Annotated in this window: 15 protein-coding genes; 10 read left to right on the forward strand and 5 right to left on the reverse strand. The window is 64.5% G+C overall.

What is annotated here, in order from left to right:
* The first annotated feature begins 52 nt into the window (after nucleotides 1-52).
* A complete protein-coding gene (locus tag AC5ZG5_RS02395; protein ID WP_456640940.1) occupies nucleotides 53-1,582 on the forward strand; it encodes a hypothetical protein in 1,530 nt (509 codons plus the stop codon).
* 308 nt (nucleotides 1,583-1,890) lie between these two features.
* Entirely contained in the window at nucleotides 1,891-3,399 is a 1,509-nt protein-coding gene (locus AC5ZG5_RS02400; RefSeq protein WP_456640941.1) for an amidohydrolase family protein, read from the forward strand.
* Between the two features lie 247 nt (nucleotides 3,400-3,646).
* Here AC5ZG5_RS02400 and AC5ZG5_RS02405 read toward each other — a convergent pair whose 3' ends face one another.
* The 4 genes from AC5ZG5_RS02405 to AC5ZG5_RS02420 all read right to left on the reverse strand — a co-directional run bounded on the left by AC5ZG5_RS02405 (nucleotide 3,647) and on the right by AC5ZG5_RS02420 (nucleotide 9,686).
* On the reverse strand, nucleotides 3,647-4,990 hold the full coding sequence (locus AC5ZG5_RS02405; RefSeq protein ID WP_456640942.1) for a c-type cytochrome: 1,344 nt from the start codon (nucleotides 4,988-4,990) through the stop codon (nucleotides 3,647-3,649).
* Nucleotides 4,987-7,182, reverse strand: a complete 2,196-nt coding sequence (locus AC5ZG5_RS02410; RefSeq protein WP_456640943.1) for a xanthine dehydrogenase family protein molybdopterin-binding subunit — start codon at nucleotides 7,180-7,182, stop codon at nucleotides 4,987-4,989. Before AC5ZG5_RS02410 ends, AC5ZG5_RS02405 begins: the two co-directional genes overlap by 4 nt.
* 10 nt (nucleotides 7,183-7,192) lie before the next feature.
* Complete coding sequence (locus AC5ZG5_RS02415) at nucleotides 7,193-7,657, reverse strand: (2Fe-2S)-binding protein (protein WP_207231038.1); 465 nt, start codon at nucleotides 7,655-7,657, stop codon at nucleotides 7,193-7,195.
* 265 nt (nucleotides 7,658-7,922) lie between these two features.
* Nucleotides 7,923-9,686, reverse strand: coding sequence for a methyl-accepting chemotaxis protein (locus tag AC5ZG5_RS02420; RefSeq protein WP_456640944.1), 1,764 nt, complete (start codon nucleotides 9,684-9,686; stop codon nucleotides 7,923-7,925).
* On the opposite strand from AC5ZG5_RS02420, the gene AC5ZG5_RS02425 reads away from it, so the two are divergent.
* From AC5ZG5_RS02425 to ybgC, 7 genes are all read left to right on the forward strand, one after another.
* Nucleotides 9,685-9,864, forward strand: a complete 180-nt coding sequence (locus AC5ZG5_RS02425) for a hypothetical protein (protein WP_456640945.1) — start codon at nucleotides 9,685-9,687, stop codon at nucleotides 9,862-9,864. The two genes, AC5ZG5_RS02420 and AC5ZG5_RS02425, sit on opposite strands and share 2 nt — an antisense overlap.
* Nucleotides 9,865-9,887: 23 nt before the next feature.
* Complete coding sequence (locus tag AC5ZG5_RS02430; protein ID WP_456640946.1) at nucleotides 9,888-10,634, forward strand: YebC/PmpR family DNA-binding transcriptional regulator; 747 nt, start codon at nucleotides 9,888-9,890, stop codon at nucleotides 10,632-10,634.
* A 183-nt stretch (nucleotides 10,635-10,817) separates the two neighbouring features.
* The gene (ruvC, locus tag AC5ZG5_RS02435) at nucleotides 10,818-11,345 is read left to right on the forward strand and encodes a crossover junction endodeoxyribonuclease RuvC (RefSeq protein WP_456640947.1); all 528 of its coding nucleotides are present in this window, start codon (nucleotides 10,818-10,820) and stop codon (nucleotides 11,343-11,345) included.
* Complete coding sequence (gene ruvA / locus AC5ZG5_RS02440) at nucleotides 11,342-11,959, forward strand: Holliday junction branch migration protein RuvA (RefSeq protein WP_456640948.1); 618 nt, start codon at nucleotides 11,342-11,344, stop codon at nucleotides 11,957-11,959. Before ruvC ends, ruvA begins: the two co-directional genes overlap by 4 nt.
* Nucleotides 11,960-12,205: 246 nt before the next feature.
* Nucleotides 12,206-13,252, forward strand: coding sequence for a Holliday junction branch migration DNA helicase RuvB (gene ruvB, locus AC5ZG5_RS02445; RefSeq protein WP_456640949.1), 1,047 nt, complete (start codon nucleotides 12,206-12,208; stop codon nucleotides 13,250-13,252).
* 213 nt (nucleotides 13,253-13,465) lie between these two features.
* Nucleotides 13,466-14,386, forward strand: coding sequence for a metallophosphoesterase (locus AC5ZG5_RS02450; protein ID WP_130228226.1), 921 nt, complete (start codon nucleotides 13,466-13,468; stop codon nucleotides 14,384-14,386).
* A gap of 116 nt (nucleotides 14,387-14,502) precedes the next feature.
* Nucleotides 14,503-14,904: a tol-pal system-associated acyl-CoA thioesterase gene (gene ybgC, locus AC5ZG5_RS02455; RefSeq protein ID WP_080663688.1), complete on the forward strand. Its 402-nt coding sequence runs from the start codon at nucleotides 14,503-14,505 to the stop codon at nucleotides 14,902-14,904.
* Nucleotides 14,905-15,052: 148 nt separating this feature from the next.
* Here ybgC and AC5ZG5_RS02460 read toward each other — a convergent pair whose 3' ends face one another.
* Nucleotides 15,053-15,697: a glutathione binding-like protein gene (locus AC5ZG5_RS02460; RefSeq protein ID WP_456640950.1), complete on the reverse strand. Its 645-nt coding sequence runs from the start codon at nucleotides 15,695-15,697 to the stop codon at nucleotides 15,053-15,055.
* Between the two features lie 97 nt (nucleotides 15,698-15,794).
* Here AC5ZG5_RS02460 and AC5ZG5_RS02465 point away from each other — a divergent pair, with 97 nt between their 5' ends.
* Nucleotides 15,795-16,460 (forward strand): TetR/AcrR family transcriptional regulator, encoded by a 666-nt coding sequence (locus tag AC5ZG5_RS02465; RefSeq protein WP_130228228.1) that lies wholly within the window; start codon nucleotides 15,795-15,797, stop codon nucleotides 16,458-16,460.
* Nucleotides 16,461-16,602: the final 142 nt, after the last annotated feature.

Consider the following 16,602-nt stretch of genomic DNA (forward strand, 5'->3'; position numbering starts at 1 on the left):
TTATCCCGTGTGGACGGTGATCGTGCGGTCCGACCAAAAAGCTCCAGCGCGTATGAAAAGCAGAGCCATCTCCTTCGGCGTCGGGTCGCCGTGGCGGCCATGGGCCGCGCTGGCGTGGGCCGCACTCCTCTTGGCAATTCTCGTGTCGTTCAGGCCGGCGGTCCCGGTCATCTGGGGTGACACGCCGCCGTTCGTGGAATCCGCGCTGCGCACGCTTGAGGCAGGACGGCCGACCGTGACGGGTGGGCGTGACCCGGGCTACCCGGCATTCCTGGCCGTGACGTTCGCGTTCGGAGGCGACCTCGGAACGGTCGTGCGCCTGCAGCAGGCGGCCTGGGCCGTTCTGATGCTGGCGCTTGCGATAACCGCGCAGGCGGCGACGCGCAGTGCCGTCGGGCTGATTCCGATCATCCTGGTCGCGACGTATCCGGGCTTGTTGCTGTTCACGAACGTGCTCACCGCGGACCTTCTCTTTGCGGTCTTCCTCAATCTGGCAACAGCCGGATTGCTCGTTGCCACCTGCATCGACGGAGCGGCGCGATGCTGCGCGGTCGTCGCTTCCATCCTGTGCGCGGCGATCGCAGCGTGCTTGAGATCGCAGGGACTCCTCGTCCCGATCGCCGCCATCCTGGTGGGCGCCTGCCTTGTCCGGCCGAAGACGCCCGCGCGCCTTGCCGTGATGGCCACCTCCATCGCGGCGGCGCTGGCGCTTCTCCTTGCCGGCTCACGGTTCGGAGTTTCCAGCTCCGACCAGGCCTCGGCCGTGTTCGTCCCCAAGACACTGTTCTGCAATCACCTGAACATCGTGCTCGCAAGCGATGCCGCGCGAGGTGAGATCGTATCGGCGGCAGGCGACCGCGCCGATGCCACAATGGCGCGGCTTGCCACCGACTTCGCCGCGGAGCCGGGCCGCTGGCCCGTACTCGGGTTCTTTGGCGACGCGTGCCTGTTCGACAGCGAACTGGATCGGGATTTCGCCGACACGACCGGACATGCCGTCGGGGCAACGGCAGCCTATTGGCGGATCTTCCTGGCCGCCGCGCGCGATCGGCCGCTGGTCTACGCAGGCAAGTTCATTCGTCAGATGGCCTATGGCTTTTCGTCGGCATGGCCGCCTTATGGACTCGAGCCTTTCATACCAGTGTCCAGCGACGACGTGCCGCACGTGTCCGAGATCATGGCGCGGCACGGCCGGGCGGCCGAGCCGAACGATCTGCAAGGCGGACCGGTTCGGATCGGCCTATTGTCCGACTTCCCTGTAACTTCCGCCTATCTGTTCAAGGCATTGTCCGCTGCCTTCGTTATCGCCGTCATGTTCTGGACGGTGGCAGCCGTGCGGCGTCGGCGGCCAGCTTTCGTGACGCGCGCAGGCATCGTGGTCGTGATGTGGGCGGCTTCGATCGCGACCGCCGCCGCCGCTCACACTCTCGACGTCTCGCGATATCTGATGCCCGCAGTGCCGATGGTGGGCCTCATGCTGTCCCTTTTCGCCGTCGAACCGACTGAGACACTGATGGCCGATCGCGCGGTCGCCGCCGCGACGATCAGACGTGCGATGCGTTCCGGCCCGAGGAGCGGCTGATAGGCATCGTAGCAATCCGCTGCGCTCGCTCGCAGCAACGGGGACGACGAAGCGTTGGGACAGCGAAGCTGCCGAATTACATCGCTTGCGCTGATACGAGTTTGGGCGTTGAGTCCATTAGCTAAGCTACCTAAACGGGTGCCGCTGATCCCATCAAATTCTCAAGCAGTCTTTCTGTTCTGATCACGCGATGCGGACAGAACGCCGTATGCCGAGCGCATTTGCCTTTCGTAGATCGCAAGCCAAGCGCTCGGCCGAATGAGCGCAATCGGCATTGGTGCATGCCAACATAGCCGGGGAGGAGAATGATGAGCACTTGGCTAAGTGAACGAGAGCAGCGCCTCGTTGCCGGCGCTGAAGCGGCATCGGCGGCGACGCCGATTCCTACCCAGATCGTATCAAACGGCGAGTATCTCCCGCCCCCGCAGAGCGCCCTTCAGAAAAAGGTTGAAACTCGAATTAACGAGCTTGCTGATTCTAACGGCAAATGGCTGGGCCTGAGCCGCCGGCAGTTCCTGCACACGAGCTGCGGCATGGCCGCGGCCTTTCTAGCCATGAACGATGTCTACGGTAACGTCTTTCAAGTCGCGCCGGCCGAGGCCCGCGAACCCGATTTGATGCTTGCCCGGGCGCAAAACCTTGCCGAGCAGTTCATCTTTGACGTTCAGACCCACTTTGTCCGCGACGACTTCGACCACAAGGAGCTGTTGGGACTAGCGCAATTTGCGAGTGACCACTGGAATCCGAAGATGAAGGAGGAAGGCGTGTCGTCGCTCGCCCGGTACAAGTTCCAGAACTACGTTAAAGAGATCTATTACGACAGCGACACCAATATGGCTCTCTTAAGCGGAGCACCGTTCGACGATCCGAGCTGGTGGCTGCTCTCCAACGAGCAGATCGTCAAGGCGCGCGAACTCATCAACGGCTTCGCTGGCTCCCGGCGCCTGCTGGCGCACAGCGTCATAACGCCCAAACAGCCCGGCTGGATGGAGGAGGTTGACAAGGCGATCGAGGTCTACAAGCCGGACTCCTGGAAGTCCTATACGATCGGCGATCCGCTGGCGCCTTCCAAGTTCCCGTGGCGGCTCGACGACGAGCAGGTGATGTATCCGTTCTATGAAAAGGCGGTGAAGGCAGGCATCAACACGCTGTGCATCCACAAGGGATTGCTGCCGCCCGATTACGAGAAATCGTTCGCCGGCGTCTGGGAATACGCGACGGCTTGGGACATCGGAAAGGCAGCCAAGGATTGGCCGCAGATGAACTTCGTGATCTATCACTCGGCGCTGCGGGCGTTCCTCGAGCTGCCGGACAAGGCATGGGTGGATTTCGAACAAACGGGTCGCATCCAGTGGGCCTCCGATCTTGCGGAAATCCCGCAGAAGTTCGGCGTCACCAATGTCTATGCCGAGCTAGGCACGTCCTTTGCCAACTCGGCGGTCGCGCATCCGAAATTCTGCGCCGCGCTGGTCGGCACGCTGATCAAGGGCATGGGCGTGGATCATGTGATGTGGGGCACCGACTCGGTTTGGTACGGCTCGCCGCAATGGCAGATCGAGGCGCTACGCCGGCTCGAAATCCCGGAGGATATGCAGAAGAAGTACGGGTTTGCGCCGCTCGGCGACGCTAACAGCGCCGTCAAGCAGCAGATCTTCGCCGGCAACGCGACCAGGTTCTACAAGATCAAGCTGAGGGCCGCTGACAATAGCAGTATGCCAGCCTTTTCAGAGGACCGCCTGGCGGCGCTCAAGAATGAGTACGCCTTGGGGGCCAAGGAACCCTCGAACCTGCGCTACGGATACGTTCGCGCCGCGTAGAGCATGATCCCGGACTCGGCACCCCTTTGCCGAGGAGACCTCCGTCAATTGGAGAGGGACAACGATTCGCGGCGCGACAAGCTCGCTGTGAATTGCCTTGCCTTCGTCCAATTCGCGTCGATGCGAATTGGACACCGGTTTCGTAGCCCAGGTGGCGTGAAGCGCAACCCAGGGTACCTCCGTCAACCTCTACCAGCGGCCCCGGGTTACGCTGGCGCTTCACCCGGGCTACGGCACTTCCAAATACCTACTGCGCCGTCTGCTGCCGCAGCTCCGCGACGTCCTTCGCCGTGAGCTTCGAGCCCTTGGCGCCGAAACGGGCGGTGACATAGTTGGCGACTGCCGCGATCTCGTCATCCGAATAGGCGTTGCCAAATGCCGGCATCGAGAGCGCGCCGTCCGGCGTGGTGCGCTTGGTGCCGGACAGAACGATCTGCGCCACGTTGGTGGCCGCGGGATCGTTGACCGCCCACGACCCGGTCAGCGTCGCCGTCGGCGACACCAGGCTCTCGCCGGTCCAGCCGTGGCAGCTCACACAGGCGCCCTCGAACACCATCTTGCCCCTCGCATCCGCCGTTACGCCTTGCTTGTGCGAGGCAGGTGCTGCGGGAGCCGTGGTCGCCGGCAGGTCGGGCGAGGCCTGCGGCGGTACGCTGCGCAGATAGACGGCGATGGCGCGGACGTCTTCCGGCGCGAGCTGGCTCAGGCTGTTGTCGACCGCTTCGCCCATCGGCCCGGAGGCGGTGCCGTGGCCGAGCGCATGGCCGGTCGAGAGGTAGGAGACGAGCGCCTCGTCGCTCCAATTGCCGAGGCCGGTGGCCTTGTCGGAGGAGATGTTGAAGGCGCGCCAGCCGGCGGTCACGGCGCCCGCGAATTTCTTGCGGTTGTCGAGCGCGAAGCCGAGATTGCGCGGCGTGTGGCACTCGCCGCAATGGGCGAGCGCTTCGGCGAGGTAGGCGCCCCTGTTCCACTCCGGGCTCTTCGAGGTGTCGGGCGCAAAGCGCGTGTCCGGGTTGAACACCGCCGACCAGAACAGCATCGCCCAGCGCTGGTTGAACGGGAACGCCAACGTGTTCTCCGGCGCCGGCGCGCGCACCGGCGGCAGGCTGAATAGATAGGCCTTCACCGCCAGCAGGTCCTCGTCCGTCATGTAGGTGTAGGACGCATAGGGCATCGCCGGATAGAGCATCGCCCCGTCATGGCGCTTGCCGCGCTGGACAGCGTTGAGGAAATCCTGGTCGCTGTAATTGCCGATGCCGGTTTCCTTGTCAGCCGTGATGTTGGTCGAATAGAGCGTGCCGAACGGCAGCTTGAACGCCAGCCCGCCGGCGTATTGCTTCTCACCCGGCTTGGTGTGGCAGACCATGCAGTCCGCCGCTTTGGCCAGATATTCGCCCCGCTCCACCAGGCTCGCTTTCTCCAGCGCTGCTGGCACGCCGGTCGGCCTGCCGGCGCGGTAGTCGGCGACGGCCGCCTTGTTGCCACCTGCGAAATCAAGCGGGCCCGGGCCACGGACGATCCAGACGCCGATCGCAACAGCCGCGATGATGATCACTGCAAGGCTCAACAGGATACGCTTTACCCGTCTCATGCCTTCTTCCCCACGGCGATCAGTGAACGGTCGATCGGCAGGCGCCGCAGCGCCACGCCCGTTGCAGCGTAGATCGCGTTGCGTAGCGCAGGCGGTCCGGCGTTGACGCCGGCTTCGCCAATGCCGCCTGGCGCTTCGCCGCTCTTGACCACGGTGACTTCGATCTTCGGCGTCTCGTTGATGCGCATCATGCGGTAGTCGTGGAAGTTCGACTGCTGCACGCGACCCTTGTCGATGGTGATCTCGCCATAGAGTGCGGCGGTGAGGCCGAAGATCAGGCCGCCCTCGATCTGCGCCTTCACCGTGTCGGGGTTGACCGCGATCCCGGTGTCGACCACCGAGGTGACGCGGCGGAGCACGATCTCGCCGATGTCGTCGATCTCGGCTTCCACCACGGTCGCAAGGAAGCTCGCAAACGAGGGCTGCACGCAGACGCCGCGGCCGACGCGCGGTGGCAGCTTTTCGCCCCAGCCGGACTTCTCGGCGGCGAGGTTCAGCACCGCGAGCGCGCGCGGACTCTTGGTCAGCATGCTCCGGCGGAATTCGACCGGATCCTTGCCGGCCTTGCGCGCAAGCTCGTCCATTGCGCATTCGAATGCGAACACATTGTTGTTCGGGCCGACGCCGCGCCAGAAGCCTGTCGGCACCGCCGGCGGCTCGGCGCGGACATATTCGACGTGGAAGTTGGAAAAGTCGTAGGGGGTCTCTACGGCGGCGTCGACTGCGTCGATATCGACTCCCTTCTGGAACGCCGGGGGCAGCCAGCGCGCAATGACTGCCGAACCGGCGATCTTGTATTTCCAGGCCGCCACCTTGCCGTCGACCAGAGTCGCGGTGACCTGGTCGCGATAGACCGGGCGATAGACGTCGTGCTGGATGTCCTCCTCGCGGGTCCATATCACCTTGACAGGATAATCGACCTGCTTGGCGATCTTCACCGCCGTGATCACCATGTCCGGCTCGAGCTTGCGGCCAAAGCCGCCGCCGAGCAGGTGGTTGTTGACGATCACCTTGTCGACGGGAAGGCCGGCGGCCTTTGCGGCCTCCGACTGCACGCGCGTCATGATCTGCGTGCCGGTCCAGATCTCACAGGCATCCGGCCTGACGTGAACTGTCGCGTTGATCGGCTCCATCGAGGCGTGCGCGAGGAACGGCAGTTCGAAGCTCGCCTCGAATTTGTCGCCGCTCGCAAGACCCTTGGCGATGTCACCGACCGATTTTGCGACCGCGCCGTCCTTCTCGATGGCGGCGCGCAGATGCTGCCAGATGTCCTTTGTGCCGAGCTTTGCGTTAGGTCCCTCGTTCCATTCGATCTTGAGCGCTTCGAGGCCTTTCTTTGCCGCCCACATGTGATCGCCGATCACCGCGACCGTGTCCTCGAGGACCACGACCTTGCGCACACCCGGGATTTTCACCGCAGCGCTGTCGTCGACCTTGCCGACCTTGCCACCGAATACGGGGCAGGCAGCCACCGTTGCTATCTTCATGTTCGGCAGGATCGCGTCGATGCCGTAGACGACCTTGCCGTTGACCTTGTCCGGCGTATCCAGCCGTTTCAGGGGCTGGCCGATATAGACGAAGTCCTTGGGGTCCTTGACCGGGACATCCTTCGGCGGCGTCTCGCCTTGCGCGGCCAGCGCCAGTTCGCCATAGCCGAGCTTGCGGCCGCTTGCCGCGTGCACGACTTCGCCTTTCGACGTCGTGCAGCTCGCAGGCTCGGCCTGCCATTGCACTGCTGCGGCCTGCACCAGCATTGCCCGCGCGCTGGCGCCCGCAGCGCGCAGCGGCTTCCACCAGGCGCGGATCGAGGTCGAGCCACCCGTCGCCTGCAAGCCGAAGACGGGATTGGCGTAGAACTTGTCGTTCGGCGGTGCGTGCAGCACCGCAACCTTTGCCCAATCGGCGTCCAGTTCTTCGGCCAGGATCATCGAGATCGAGGTGTAGATACCCTGGCCCATCTCCACCTGCGGCATGATCAGCGTGGTTTGGCCGCTCTCGTCGATGCGGATAAAGGCGTTGGGCGCGAACTTGCCGTCGGTTGCGTCCTTCGGCTGCTCCGGCTCGTTGACGGCCGCGCGCAGCGGCAGATGAAAGGCGAGCAGGAAACCGGTGGCGAGCCCACCGGTGAGGAGCGCGCGCCGCGACACGCCGTCCGAGCTGTCTTGCTGGCGGAGTTTTTCTGCTGTCAGCATGATGCGCCTCCTACGACTGACGTCCCGAGGCGGCCTGCTTGATGGCCTCGCGGATCCGCACATAGGTGCCGCAGCGGCAGATGTTGCCGGCCATCGCCGCATCGATATCGGAATCGTCGGGGTTCGGCGTCGCGGATAAGAGCGCGGCTGCGGCCATGATCTGGCCCGACTGGCAATAGCCGCATTGGATCACTTCAAGTTCGAGCCAGGCCTTCTGCACCTTCGCGCCGGCAGGCGAATTGCCGACCGCCTCGATGGTCGTCACCGGGCGGCCCTGCACCGCGCTCACCGGCAGCACGCAGGAACGCACCGCCTTGCCGTCGATATGCACCGTGCAGGCGCCGCACTGCGCGATGCCGCAGCCGAACTTGGTGCCGGTCATGCCTAAGATGTCACGCAGCACCCAGAGCAGCGGCATTTCGGGCGGCGCATCGAAGGATTTCTGTTCGCCATTGATGGTGAGTGTCGTCGCCATAAGCATACCCCAGATTCAGCGGCCGCGGACAGCGGACGCGTCAACGAAACCGTATCGCATCGCGACGAGCTAGGAAGCGAAGACATGTTTCGCAATGCTAGTTCGTGCTGACCATGCATAGGATGATGGGTGTCATCACATCATCGTGTGCGTTATTCTAGGGGATGGAAGCGAAAATCGATCAAGGCCGCGCGAAAGAACCGTGCGTTTTGAAAAGACTGCGTGAAGTGCCGGACAGTGCGGTGACTGCTTAGAAAAGAGGCCGTCAGAGCCTATACGCCGTGCGGAAGCCGCCCCAGTGCCGGCCGCGTACGCGGACCGGCACGTCGATCTCGCGCATCATCACCATGTTGCCATTGCCCATGTCGCGGGCGTAGCTCTGGATCAGATAGGCGCGCTGGTTGCGCCCGGCGGCGAGGCCGGCCGCGTCATTGAAGATGCGGCGGTTGCGGCTGTTGGCGGTGTTGAAGGCGACATCGCCCGGCCGCTGCGGGTGCGAATAGATCTTGTTGTGCACCGGCAGATAGCCGTTGCGGTCGATCACGGCGCAGAACGCCATCCGCGGATCCTTGGCGAGGAAAGCCTCCTGGAACGGCGGCAGCGCGCGCTCCGCCCAATCCAATATTTTTGTGCGGTACTGCATCGGATTGGTGCCGGATATCTCGACATAGTCGGTGTCGAACATATCCTCGATCGTGACGGCGCCGCTCGCGATCCCGTTCTCGAAAATCCTGGTCAGCGCCACGCCCGCTTCCATCGCGCGCATGACGAACTCGGTGTTCTCGTCGCGGATCGCCCACAATTTGTCTTCGATCGTCTCGCGCAGCTCCAAGGTCAGCGCCTCGAAGCGTGCCTGCGCGCCGGCCTTGGTCTTGTCGGCGATCCGGATCTTGACGGCGCCGACATCCTGAAGTGTGGCGGCAAGGCTCTGGTGCAGTTGCAGGCGTTCGGCCTCGGGTCCCGAGATCAGGATGCCGTCCATGGATATCTCATAGACCGGCGCGGTGACGACGCTGCCGCGCGCTTGCATCTCGAGCTTGAGGTTGCAGGGCAGCCGCTCGCCCTTGCGTGGGTCTTCGCGCTCGCCCTGCCGCAGCAGCACCGCGCAGCGCGATTTCAGTTTTTGCGCAAAGCTGGTCACCGCGCGGCCGGCCTGGGCGACGTCCTTGCCATGCGCTTCGGCGTCCCTGGTGGCCTGATCGATCTGGGCGGCGCTGTCGCCGACCGCGACGATGAAGCTCGAGGCGGAGGCGGCATTCTGCGCGATCTCGCCGGTGGTCTTATGCTGCTCCGTCACCGCGCCGCTGACATGCGCGAACACCGGGCGGATCGCCTCGATCGCCTGCGCGATGCGGTGTACGGCATCGGCCGAGCCCGCGGCGTCCTTCTGCAGTGCCTCGATCTTCTTCGTGATCTCTTCGGTCGCGCCCTGGGTCTGCACCGCCAGCGCCTTCACTTCGGTCGCGACCACCGCGAACCCCTTGCCGGCGGCGCCGGCGCGCGCTGCCTCGATGGTCGAGTTGAGGGCGAGCAGCGTGGTCTGCCGCGCGATCTGTGCGATCAGGTTGACGACGTTGCCGATCGCGGCGGAGGATTCACGCAGGCGGTCGACATTGGCGCGGGCCTCGCGCGCCGCGGCGCCCGCTTCGTCGGCGAGCCGGCCGGCGTCGCGCACCTGCGCGCCGATCCCCTGCGCCGAATCGGTGAATTTGTCGGCGGCCTCCGAGAAGGTCGCGGCCGTGGTCTGCGCCGCATTGGTGCGGCCGGTCAGCGCATCCGTGCGCTCGCGAATGGTCGCAAGCGTCGCAGCGGTCGCCTCGGCTCCGCCGGCCACCGATTGGGCGGCGCGCTCGAGCTGCCGGATCATGCCTCCGAGCTCGAGTTCCAGCAGCTCGAGGATTTCCCTGGCCGAACCGGTATCGGGGGAGGGGTTATCGGCCGGCGCCGCCGCTGCGGTCGCAACCTTCGGCTCGACGGCTGCTGCCACGCGTTCCGGATCTCGCTTGCGAAACAAACCGAACGCCGCCATGGGGGTTCTCTTGCAAGTTGAAATGGACTGTCCGATTCTCTCATTCGTAGGTGAAGTCGTGGTTAACGGCTGCCTGATTTTCCGGCAGGCGGCACGGCCGGTATGCCAGATCACGCCGCAAGTCTTTGATTTTGGCCTGTCGGAGGCCTATAACGCCGCGCTTCACCCCCTATTTTAGAGACGATTCCCAAGGGACCTCGCATGGCCGGCCATTCCCAGTTCAAGAACATCATGCACCGCAAGGGCCGGCAGGATGCCCAGAAGTCGAAGCTGTTCGGCAAGCTGGCCCGCGAAATCACGGTCGCGGCCAAGCTCGGCACCCCCGACCCCGCCATGAACCCCCGGCTGCGCGCCGCGATCGTTGCCGCGCGGGCGGAAAACATGCCGAAGGACAATATCGAGCGCGCCATCAAGAAGGCCGCTGGTAACGAGGGTGAGAACTATGACGAGATCCGCTACGAGGGCTATGGCCCCGGCGGCGTCGCCGTGATCGTCGAGGCCCTGACCGACAACCGCAACCGCGCCGCCTCCGACATCCGCTCCTACTTCACCAAGTCCGGCGGCAATCTCGGCGAAACCGGCTCGGTCGCCTTCATGTTCGACCGGGTCGGCATCATCGAATATGACCACAAGGCCGCCTCCGACGACGCGATGCTGGATGCGGCGATCGAGGCCGGCGCCGACGACGTCGTGTCGAGCGAAAGCGGCCACGAGATCTACGCCTCCCCGGAATCCTACCGCGAGGTTGCCAAGGCGCTGGAAGCGAAATTCGGCGAGCCGCGCAAGGCTGCGCTGACCTGGAAGCCGCAAAACACCGTCGCCGTCGACGACGAGACCGGCGAGAAGCTGCTCAAGCTGATGGATCTGCTCAACGACCACGACGACGTCCAGAACGTGTTCGCCAATTTCGAGATATCGGACGCGCTGATCGCGAAGATGGGCGGGTAGCCCCATCTCTCGTGATGCCGTCATGGCCGGGCTTGTCCCGGCCATCCACGCGTATCCACTCGTGCTGAAGGACGTGGATGCCCGGGACAAGCCCGGGCATGACGAGGTGGGTGCACCGCTTTCCCCGTGCATGACCTCTCCGTTTGTGTTTCGTTCTCGAAACGCAGCGGTTATCACTACCCCATGACAGGCCAGCCGATTCGCAAACCCACCCGCATTCTCGGCATCGACCCGGGCCTCCGCCGCACCGGCTGGGGCGTGATCGAGGTCGAGGGCAATCGGCTGGTGTTCATTGGCTGCGGCTCGATCGAGCCGTCGGAACGGCTGCCGCTGTCGGGCCGGCTGCTTGCGATCCATGAGGGGCTGGCCGCCGTGCTCGGCGATTTCAAACCGGCGGAAGCCGCGGTCGAGCAGACGTTTGTCAACAAGGATGGTGTTGCGACGCTGAAACTCGGTCAGGCCCGCGGCGTCGCCATGCTGGCGCCTGCAATGTTCGGCATCGAGGTTGCCGAATATGCGCCGAACCAGGTCAAGAAAACCGTGGTCGGCGCCGGACACGCCGAGAAGAACCAGATCGCCGTGATGCTGAAGATCCTGCTGCCTAAGGCCGAGCCGCAATCGCCCGACGCCGCCGATGCACTCGCGGTCGCGATCACGCACGCCCATCACCGCCAAAGCACCGCGCTGCGACTGAGAGTAGCCAGCCTATGATCGGCAAATTGAAAGGCCTCATCGACTCCTATGGCGAGGATTACGTGATCCTCGATGTCGGCGGCGTCGGCTATCAGGTGCATTGCTCCGCGCGCACGCTGCAGGCGCTGCCGTCCCCCGGCGAGGCCGCGGTGCTCTCGATCGAGACCTATGTGCGCGAGGACCAGATCAAGCTGTTCGGCTTCCGCACCGACAACGAGCGCGAATGGTTTCGCCTGTTGCAGACCGTGCAGGGCGTCGGCGCCAAGGTCGCGCTCGCCGTGCTTGGCACGCTGCCGCCTTCCGACCTCGCGAACGCGATCGCGCTGCGTGACAAGGCCGCGGTGGCGCGCACGCCCGGCGTCGGGCCGAAGGTCGCCGAGCGCATCGTCAGCGAGCTGAAGGACAAGGCCCCGGCCTTTGCCAATGTCGATCCCGCCGTGATCCATCTCGCCGGCGCCATCGACAACGAGCGCGCGCCGCGGCCGGTGACGGACGCGATCTCCGCATTGGTCAATCTCGGCTACGGCCAGCCGCAAGCCGCCGCCGCCATCGCCGCCGCCTCGCGCAACGCAGGCGAGCAGGCCGAAACCGCGCAGTTGATCCGGCTGGGCCTGAAGGAACTGGCGAAGTGATGGCTCACCCTACGGGACTATGCCTTCGCACTGCCTGTTACTGTGCCCTCTCCCCTTGTGGGAGAGGGCACAGTACCGGAATCGGCGACGAACACGATTGGGTGAGGGGTTTCTTTCCGCGAGCAGCTTGCCCGCCGCGACAACTCCTCATCCGTCGCGCATTGCATGCGCGCCACCTTCTCCCACAACGGGAGAAGGGAAGGACGCGCGCTTTGCCCACCCTACGATCGTCACGGAATTGACGACATGAGCCCGCCCTCCCGCATCGTCACTCCCGAACGCCGCGCCGATGATGTCGGCGACACCGCGCTGCGTCCGCAATCGCTGTCCGATTTCGTCGGCCAGGCGCAGGCACGCAAGAACCTTTCGATCTTCATCGAGGCCGCACGCAAGCGCGGCGAGGCGCTGGATCACGTGCTGTTCGTCGGGCCCCCGGGTCTTGGCAAGACCACGCTGGCGCAGATCGTCGCGCGCGAGCTCGGCGTCGGCTTTCGCGCCACTTCGGGCCCGGTCATTGCAAAGGCTGGCGATCTCGCCGCGCTGCTCACCAATCTGGAAGAGCGCGACGTCCTTTTCATCGACGAGATCCATCGCCTGAGTCCCGCCGTGGAGGAGGTACTCTATCCCGCGATGGAGGATTTTCAGCTCGACCTCATCATCGGCGAGGGTCCTGCCGCGCGCTCGGTGAAGATCGAGCTTGCAAAATTCACCCTCGTGGGCGCCACCACGCGCGCCGGCCTGCTGACCAATCCGCTGCGCGACCGCTTTGGGATTCCGATCCGGCTCAACTTCTACACAGAGGAGGAGCTGGAGAAGATCGTCACCCGCGGGGCCCGCGTGCTGAACATCGGCATGAGCCCTGACGGCGCCAATGAGATCGCCCGCCGCGCCCGCGGCACGCCGCGCATCGCCGGCCGCCTCTTGCGCCGGGTGCGCGATTTTGCTTCGGCAGCAGATGCCACGTCGGTCGACCGCGCCATCGCCGACCACGCGCTTTCCGCGCTCGAGGTCGATGCCGCTGGCCTAGATGCGATGGACCGCCGCTATCTCAGCACCATCGCGATGAACTATGGCGGCGGCCCGGTCGGGGTCGAGACGATGGCCGCCGCCCTGTCGGAGCCGCGCGATGCGATCGAGGACATCATCGAGCCCTACCTGATCCAGTGCGGCTACCTGCAGCGCACGCCGCGTGGCCGGCTCCTCACCTCGCATGCCTTCCGCCACCTCGGCCTCGCCGAGCCCACGCGCGATCCCTCGCAATTCGGCCTGTTCGGCAACGATAGCGACGACTGATCTTCGATTGTTGTAGCCCGGGTGAAGCGCCAGCGTAACCCGGGGCCGCTCTTGAACGTTGGTGCAAGAGTCCCGGGTTGCGCTGCGCTCCACCCGGGCTACGGCATCGCGCGTTCACATCCTCGTGCGGCAGAACCCCTGACAATCTGCACAAACGCACCGCAATTCCGCTCCAATCGGACCCCATCTACGGGGAGCATCACCGATTGTCCCATGTTCTCACGACGTCAATTTTTCAGATCCATCGGCGGCCTCACCGCCCTCACGGCGTCGACCTCGGCCTATGGCTTCGGCGTCGAGCCGGTCCTGCGGCTCCGCGTCACGCGTTACCATCTCACCCCACCGCGATGGCCGGCGGATTTCCCGCTGAAGATCGCCGTGATCGCGGACCTGCACGCCTGCGATCCCTGGATGTCGCTGGAGCGCATCGAGACGATCGTCGCGCGCACCAACGCACTTGAGCCCGACATCATCGTCATGCTCGGGGACTACGTCGCCGGCCACCGCCATGTCACCCGCTTCATTCCGGCAAGCGAATGGGCCGCGGTGCTGGCGAACCTCAAGGCGCCGCTCGGCGTGCACGCGATCCTCGGTAACCACGATTACTGGGACGACAAGACCGTGCAGCGCGAGGGTCAGGGGCTGACGGTGGCCCATCGTGCGCTCGAAGCCAACGGCATTCCGGTCTACGAGAACGATGCAAAGCGCCTGACCAAGGCCGGCCGCCCGTTCTGGCTCGCCGGCCTCGGCGATCAGCTCGCTTATATGCCGGCACGGCGTTTCCGCCCCGTGCGCCGTATCGGCGTCGACGATCTCGGCGCGACGCTCGCGAAAGTCACCGACGATGCGCCGGTCATCCTGCTGGCACACGAGCCTGACGTCGCGCTGCGCGTCCCCTCACGCGTGGCGCTGCAATTGTCCGGCCATACCCATGGCGGCCAGGTCCGCGTGCTCGGCTGGTCGCCCGCGGTGCCGCCGCGGCAGGGCGTCGAGCTCGCCTACGGCCACCTGCGCACCAATTGCGACGTCATCGTCTCCGGCGGCCTCGGCTGCAGCATCATGCCGTTCCGCATCGGCGTTCCCCCGGAGATCGTGCTGGTGACGCTCGGCAAGGCCGGACCGGCCGTGGCGTAATACGCGCTTGCGTGTGGCGCGGATTTTGCGCAAAAGCTCGATCTTCCCAGCGAGACGATCGAGGTTCGCAAGTGACAGCTCATCTCGACGGCGAGATCCGCGACGGCCGCCATCACATGCAGTGCCGCGTCTATTACGAGGACACGGATTTCTCCGGCATCGTCTATCACGCCAACTATCTGCGCTTCATGGAGCGCGGCCGCACCAATCATCTGCGGCTGATGGGTGCCGAGCAGCATGCGCTGTTTGCCGAGACCGAGGTGGAGACGCCGGGCTTTGCATTCGTCGTGCGCTCGATGCAGATCGATTTCCTGCGGCCGGCGCGGATGGACGATGTGCTCGACGTCGTGACCTGGCCGGTCGCCGTGAAGGGCGCCTCGATCATGCTGGCGCAGGAAGTGCGGCGCGGCGAGGAAGTGCTGGTGAAAGCGCAGGTGCGCGTCGCCTTTATCAGCCAGGGCAGGGCGCAGCCGATCCCGAAATCGCTGCGGTTATTGTTGAAGGCCGATGTGGTGTGAAGATCGTGCCACAGATTCGGTGTCGTCCCGGCGAACGCCGGGACCCATAACCACAGGGAGCGGTTGTTTGGCGACGACTTCGACCAGATCGCCCCACCGATAGATCCCGCGGTATGGGTTCCGGCTCAAGTCCGGGACGACAGTAGTGTCACGCCGCAGCCTTGTGGCGCGCGATTTCGGCCTTGTAGAGCTCGAACTCCTCCGCGATTGCTTTCGCCACCGAAGGCCGCGCGCGCAGGCGTTCGTAATAAGCCTTCAGCGTCGGCCATTTTACGAGGTCAACCGGCGGCGTCGCCATGGTCCAGTTGATGACGGTGACGAGATAGGCATCCGCCACGCTGAAATGGTCGAGCAGGTAGTCGCGCCCCTTCAGATAATTTTCGAGATAGTCGAGCCGCGACAGGTTCTTCTCCACGACATAGGTCTTTGCGTCCTGCGGCGCCTTCTTGTCGAGCAGCGTCACGAACAGGCCCTTGTGCAGTTCGGTGCCGATGAAGCAGAGCCATTGATGCAGCCGGCTGCGCTCCATGCCGGTGCCGCTGCCGAGATTGGCCTCTGGGAAGCGGTCGGCGACGTATTGCAGGATCGCGGCGTTCTCGGTCAGCACCGCGCCGTCATCGGTGCGCAGCGTCGGCACCAGGCCGAGCGGATTGACCTCTGTGAAATCCGAGCCGTCGTTCAGCACCACCTTGCTCCTCGGATCGACCTCGAGATAGTCGGCGCTTGCTCCCGCTTCATACAGCGCGATGCGGGTCGCCATCGAGCAGGCGAGCGGCGAGAAATAAAGCTCCATGGGTGCCTCCTTGGCGGTTCGGCCCGGCGGCCGGGCCTCCTGTTGATTTTTGTACTGTTCTGCATAATATGGTTTCGGTCAAGGAATTTTCTGCGAAATGGTACAAAAAAAGAAGAAGCTGCCATCTGCTGCCAAACCGTCGGCTGGCAAAAAGGCTGACGCCGCTGAGCCGAAGCGGCGCGGCCGGCCGCGCGCCTATGAGCCCGACGTTGCCCTCGGCAAGGCGCTCGACCTGTTCCGCAAGCGCGGCTTTGCAGCGACCTCGCTCGACGATCTCAGTGCCGCGACCGGCATGAACCGGCCGAGCCTTTATGGCGCGTTCGGCGACAAGCGCGAGCTCTACATCAAGAGCTATCAGCGTTACCGCGACGATGCGCGCACCGCGATGGTCGACATCTTCCGCGAGGAGTTGCCGATCCGCGAACGATTGACGCGCATCTATGCGGTGGCGCTCGACATCTATCTTTCCGGCGATTCCCCGCGCGGCTGCTTCACAGTAGTGACGGCGGCTTCCGATGCGGTCGCCGATCCCGAAATCCGCGCCTTGGCGCTCGAAGGCTTCGTCGAACTCGACAAGGCTTTTGCCTCGTGCTTCCGCCGCGCCAAGGAGAAGGGCGAGCTATCCGCAACCGCCGACATCGCCACGCTCGGGCGGCTTGCTTCCGCCACCCTGCACACTATCGCGCTCCGCGCCCGCGCCCGCGTCTCGCGCGAGGAATTGGAAGCGCTCGTCAATGGCGCCATCGAGGTGATGTGCCGCTAGCGCGGCATAGTCCGACTAATTCGCGATGCCCAGCGCAATGCCTTTTTGAACAGACTGGGGTGTGCGACGACTAATATTACGTCTGCAATCGTTTAAATCAGGAATGAAATAGCGCCGTCACCTCATCCCTCCATCCTTCGCC

Source organism: Bradyrhizobium sp. Ses1, from assembly GCF_059512365.1.

Bases quoted from the DNA above. Each gene is read 5' to 3' on its own strand.
- AC5ZG5_RS02395 (WP_456640940.1), top strand. From the start codon at position 53: ATGAAAAGCAGAGCCATCTCCTTCGGCGTCGGGTCGCCGTGGCGGCCA.
- AC5ZG5_RS02400 (WP_456640941.1), top strand. From the start codon at position 1,891: ATGAGCACTTGGCTAAGTGAACGAGAGCAGCGCCTCGTTGCCGGCGCT.
- AC5ZG5_RS02405 (WP_456640942.1), bottom strand. From the start codon at position 4,990: ATGAGACGGGTAAAGCGTATCCTGTTGAGCCTTGCAGTGATCATCATC.
- AC5ZG5_RS02410 (WP_456640943.1), bottom strand. From the start codon at position 7,182: ATGCTGACAGCAGAAAAACTCCGCCAGCAAGACAGCTCGGACGGCGTG.
- AC5ZG5_RS02415 (WP_207231038.1), bottom strand. From the start codon at position 7,657: ATGGCGACGACACTCACCATCAATGGCGAACAGAAATCCTTCGATGCG.
- AC5ZG5_RS02425 (WP_456640945.1), top strand. From the start codon at position 9,685: ATGGGGGTTCTCTTGCAAGTTGAAATGGACTGTCCGATTCTCTCATTC.
- AC5ZG5_RS02420 (WP_456640944.1), bottom strand. From the start codon at position 9,686: ATGGCGGCGTTCGGTTTGTTTCGCAAGCGAGATCCGGAACGCGTGGCA.
- AC5ZG5_RS02430 (WP_456640946.1), top strand. From the start codon at position 9,888: ATGGCCGGCCATTCCCAGTTCAAGAACATCATGCACCGCAAGGGCCGG.
- ruvC (WP_456640947.1), top strand. From the start codon at position 10,818: ATGACAGGCCAGCCGATTCGCAAACCCACCCGCATTCTCGGCATCGAC.
- ruvA (WP_456640948.1), top strand. From the start codon at position 11,342: ATGATCGGCAAATTGAAAGGCCTCATCGACTCCTATGGCGAGGATTAC.
- ruvB (WP_456640949.1), top strand. From the start codon at position 12,206: ATGAGCCCGCCCTCCCGCATCGTCACTCCCGAACGCCGCGCCGATGAT.
- AC5ZG5_RS02450 (WP_130228226.1), top strand. From the start codon at position 13,466: ATGTTCTCACGACGTCAATTTTTCAGATCCATCGGCGGCCTCACCGCC.
- ybgC (WP_080663688.1), top strand. From the start codon at position 14,503: ATGCAGTGCCGCGTCTATTACGAGGACACGGATTTCTCCGGCATCGTC.
- AC5ZG5_RS02460 (WP_456640950.1), bottom strand. From the start codon at position 15,697: ATGGAGCTTTATTTCTCGCCGCTCGCCTGCTCGATGGCGACCCGCATC.
- AC5ZG5_RS02465 (WP_130228228.1), top strand. From the start codon at position 15,795: ATGGTACAAAAAAAGAAGAAGCTGCCATCTGCTGCCAAACCGTCGGCT.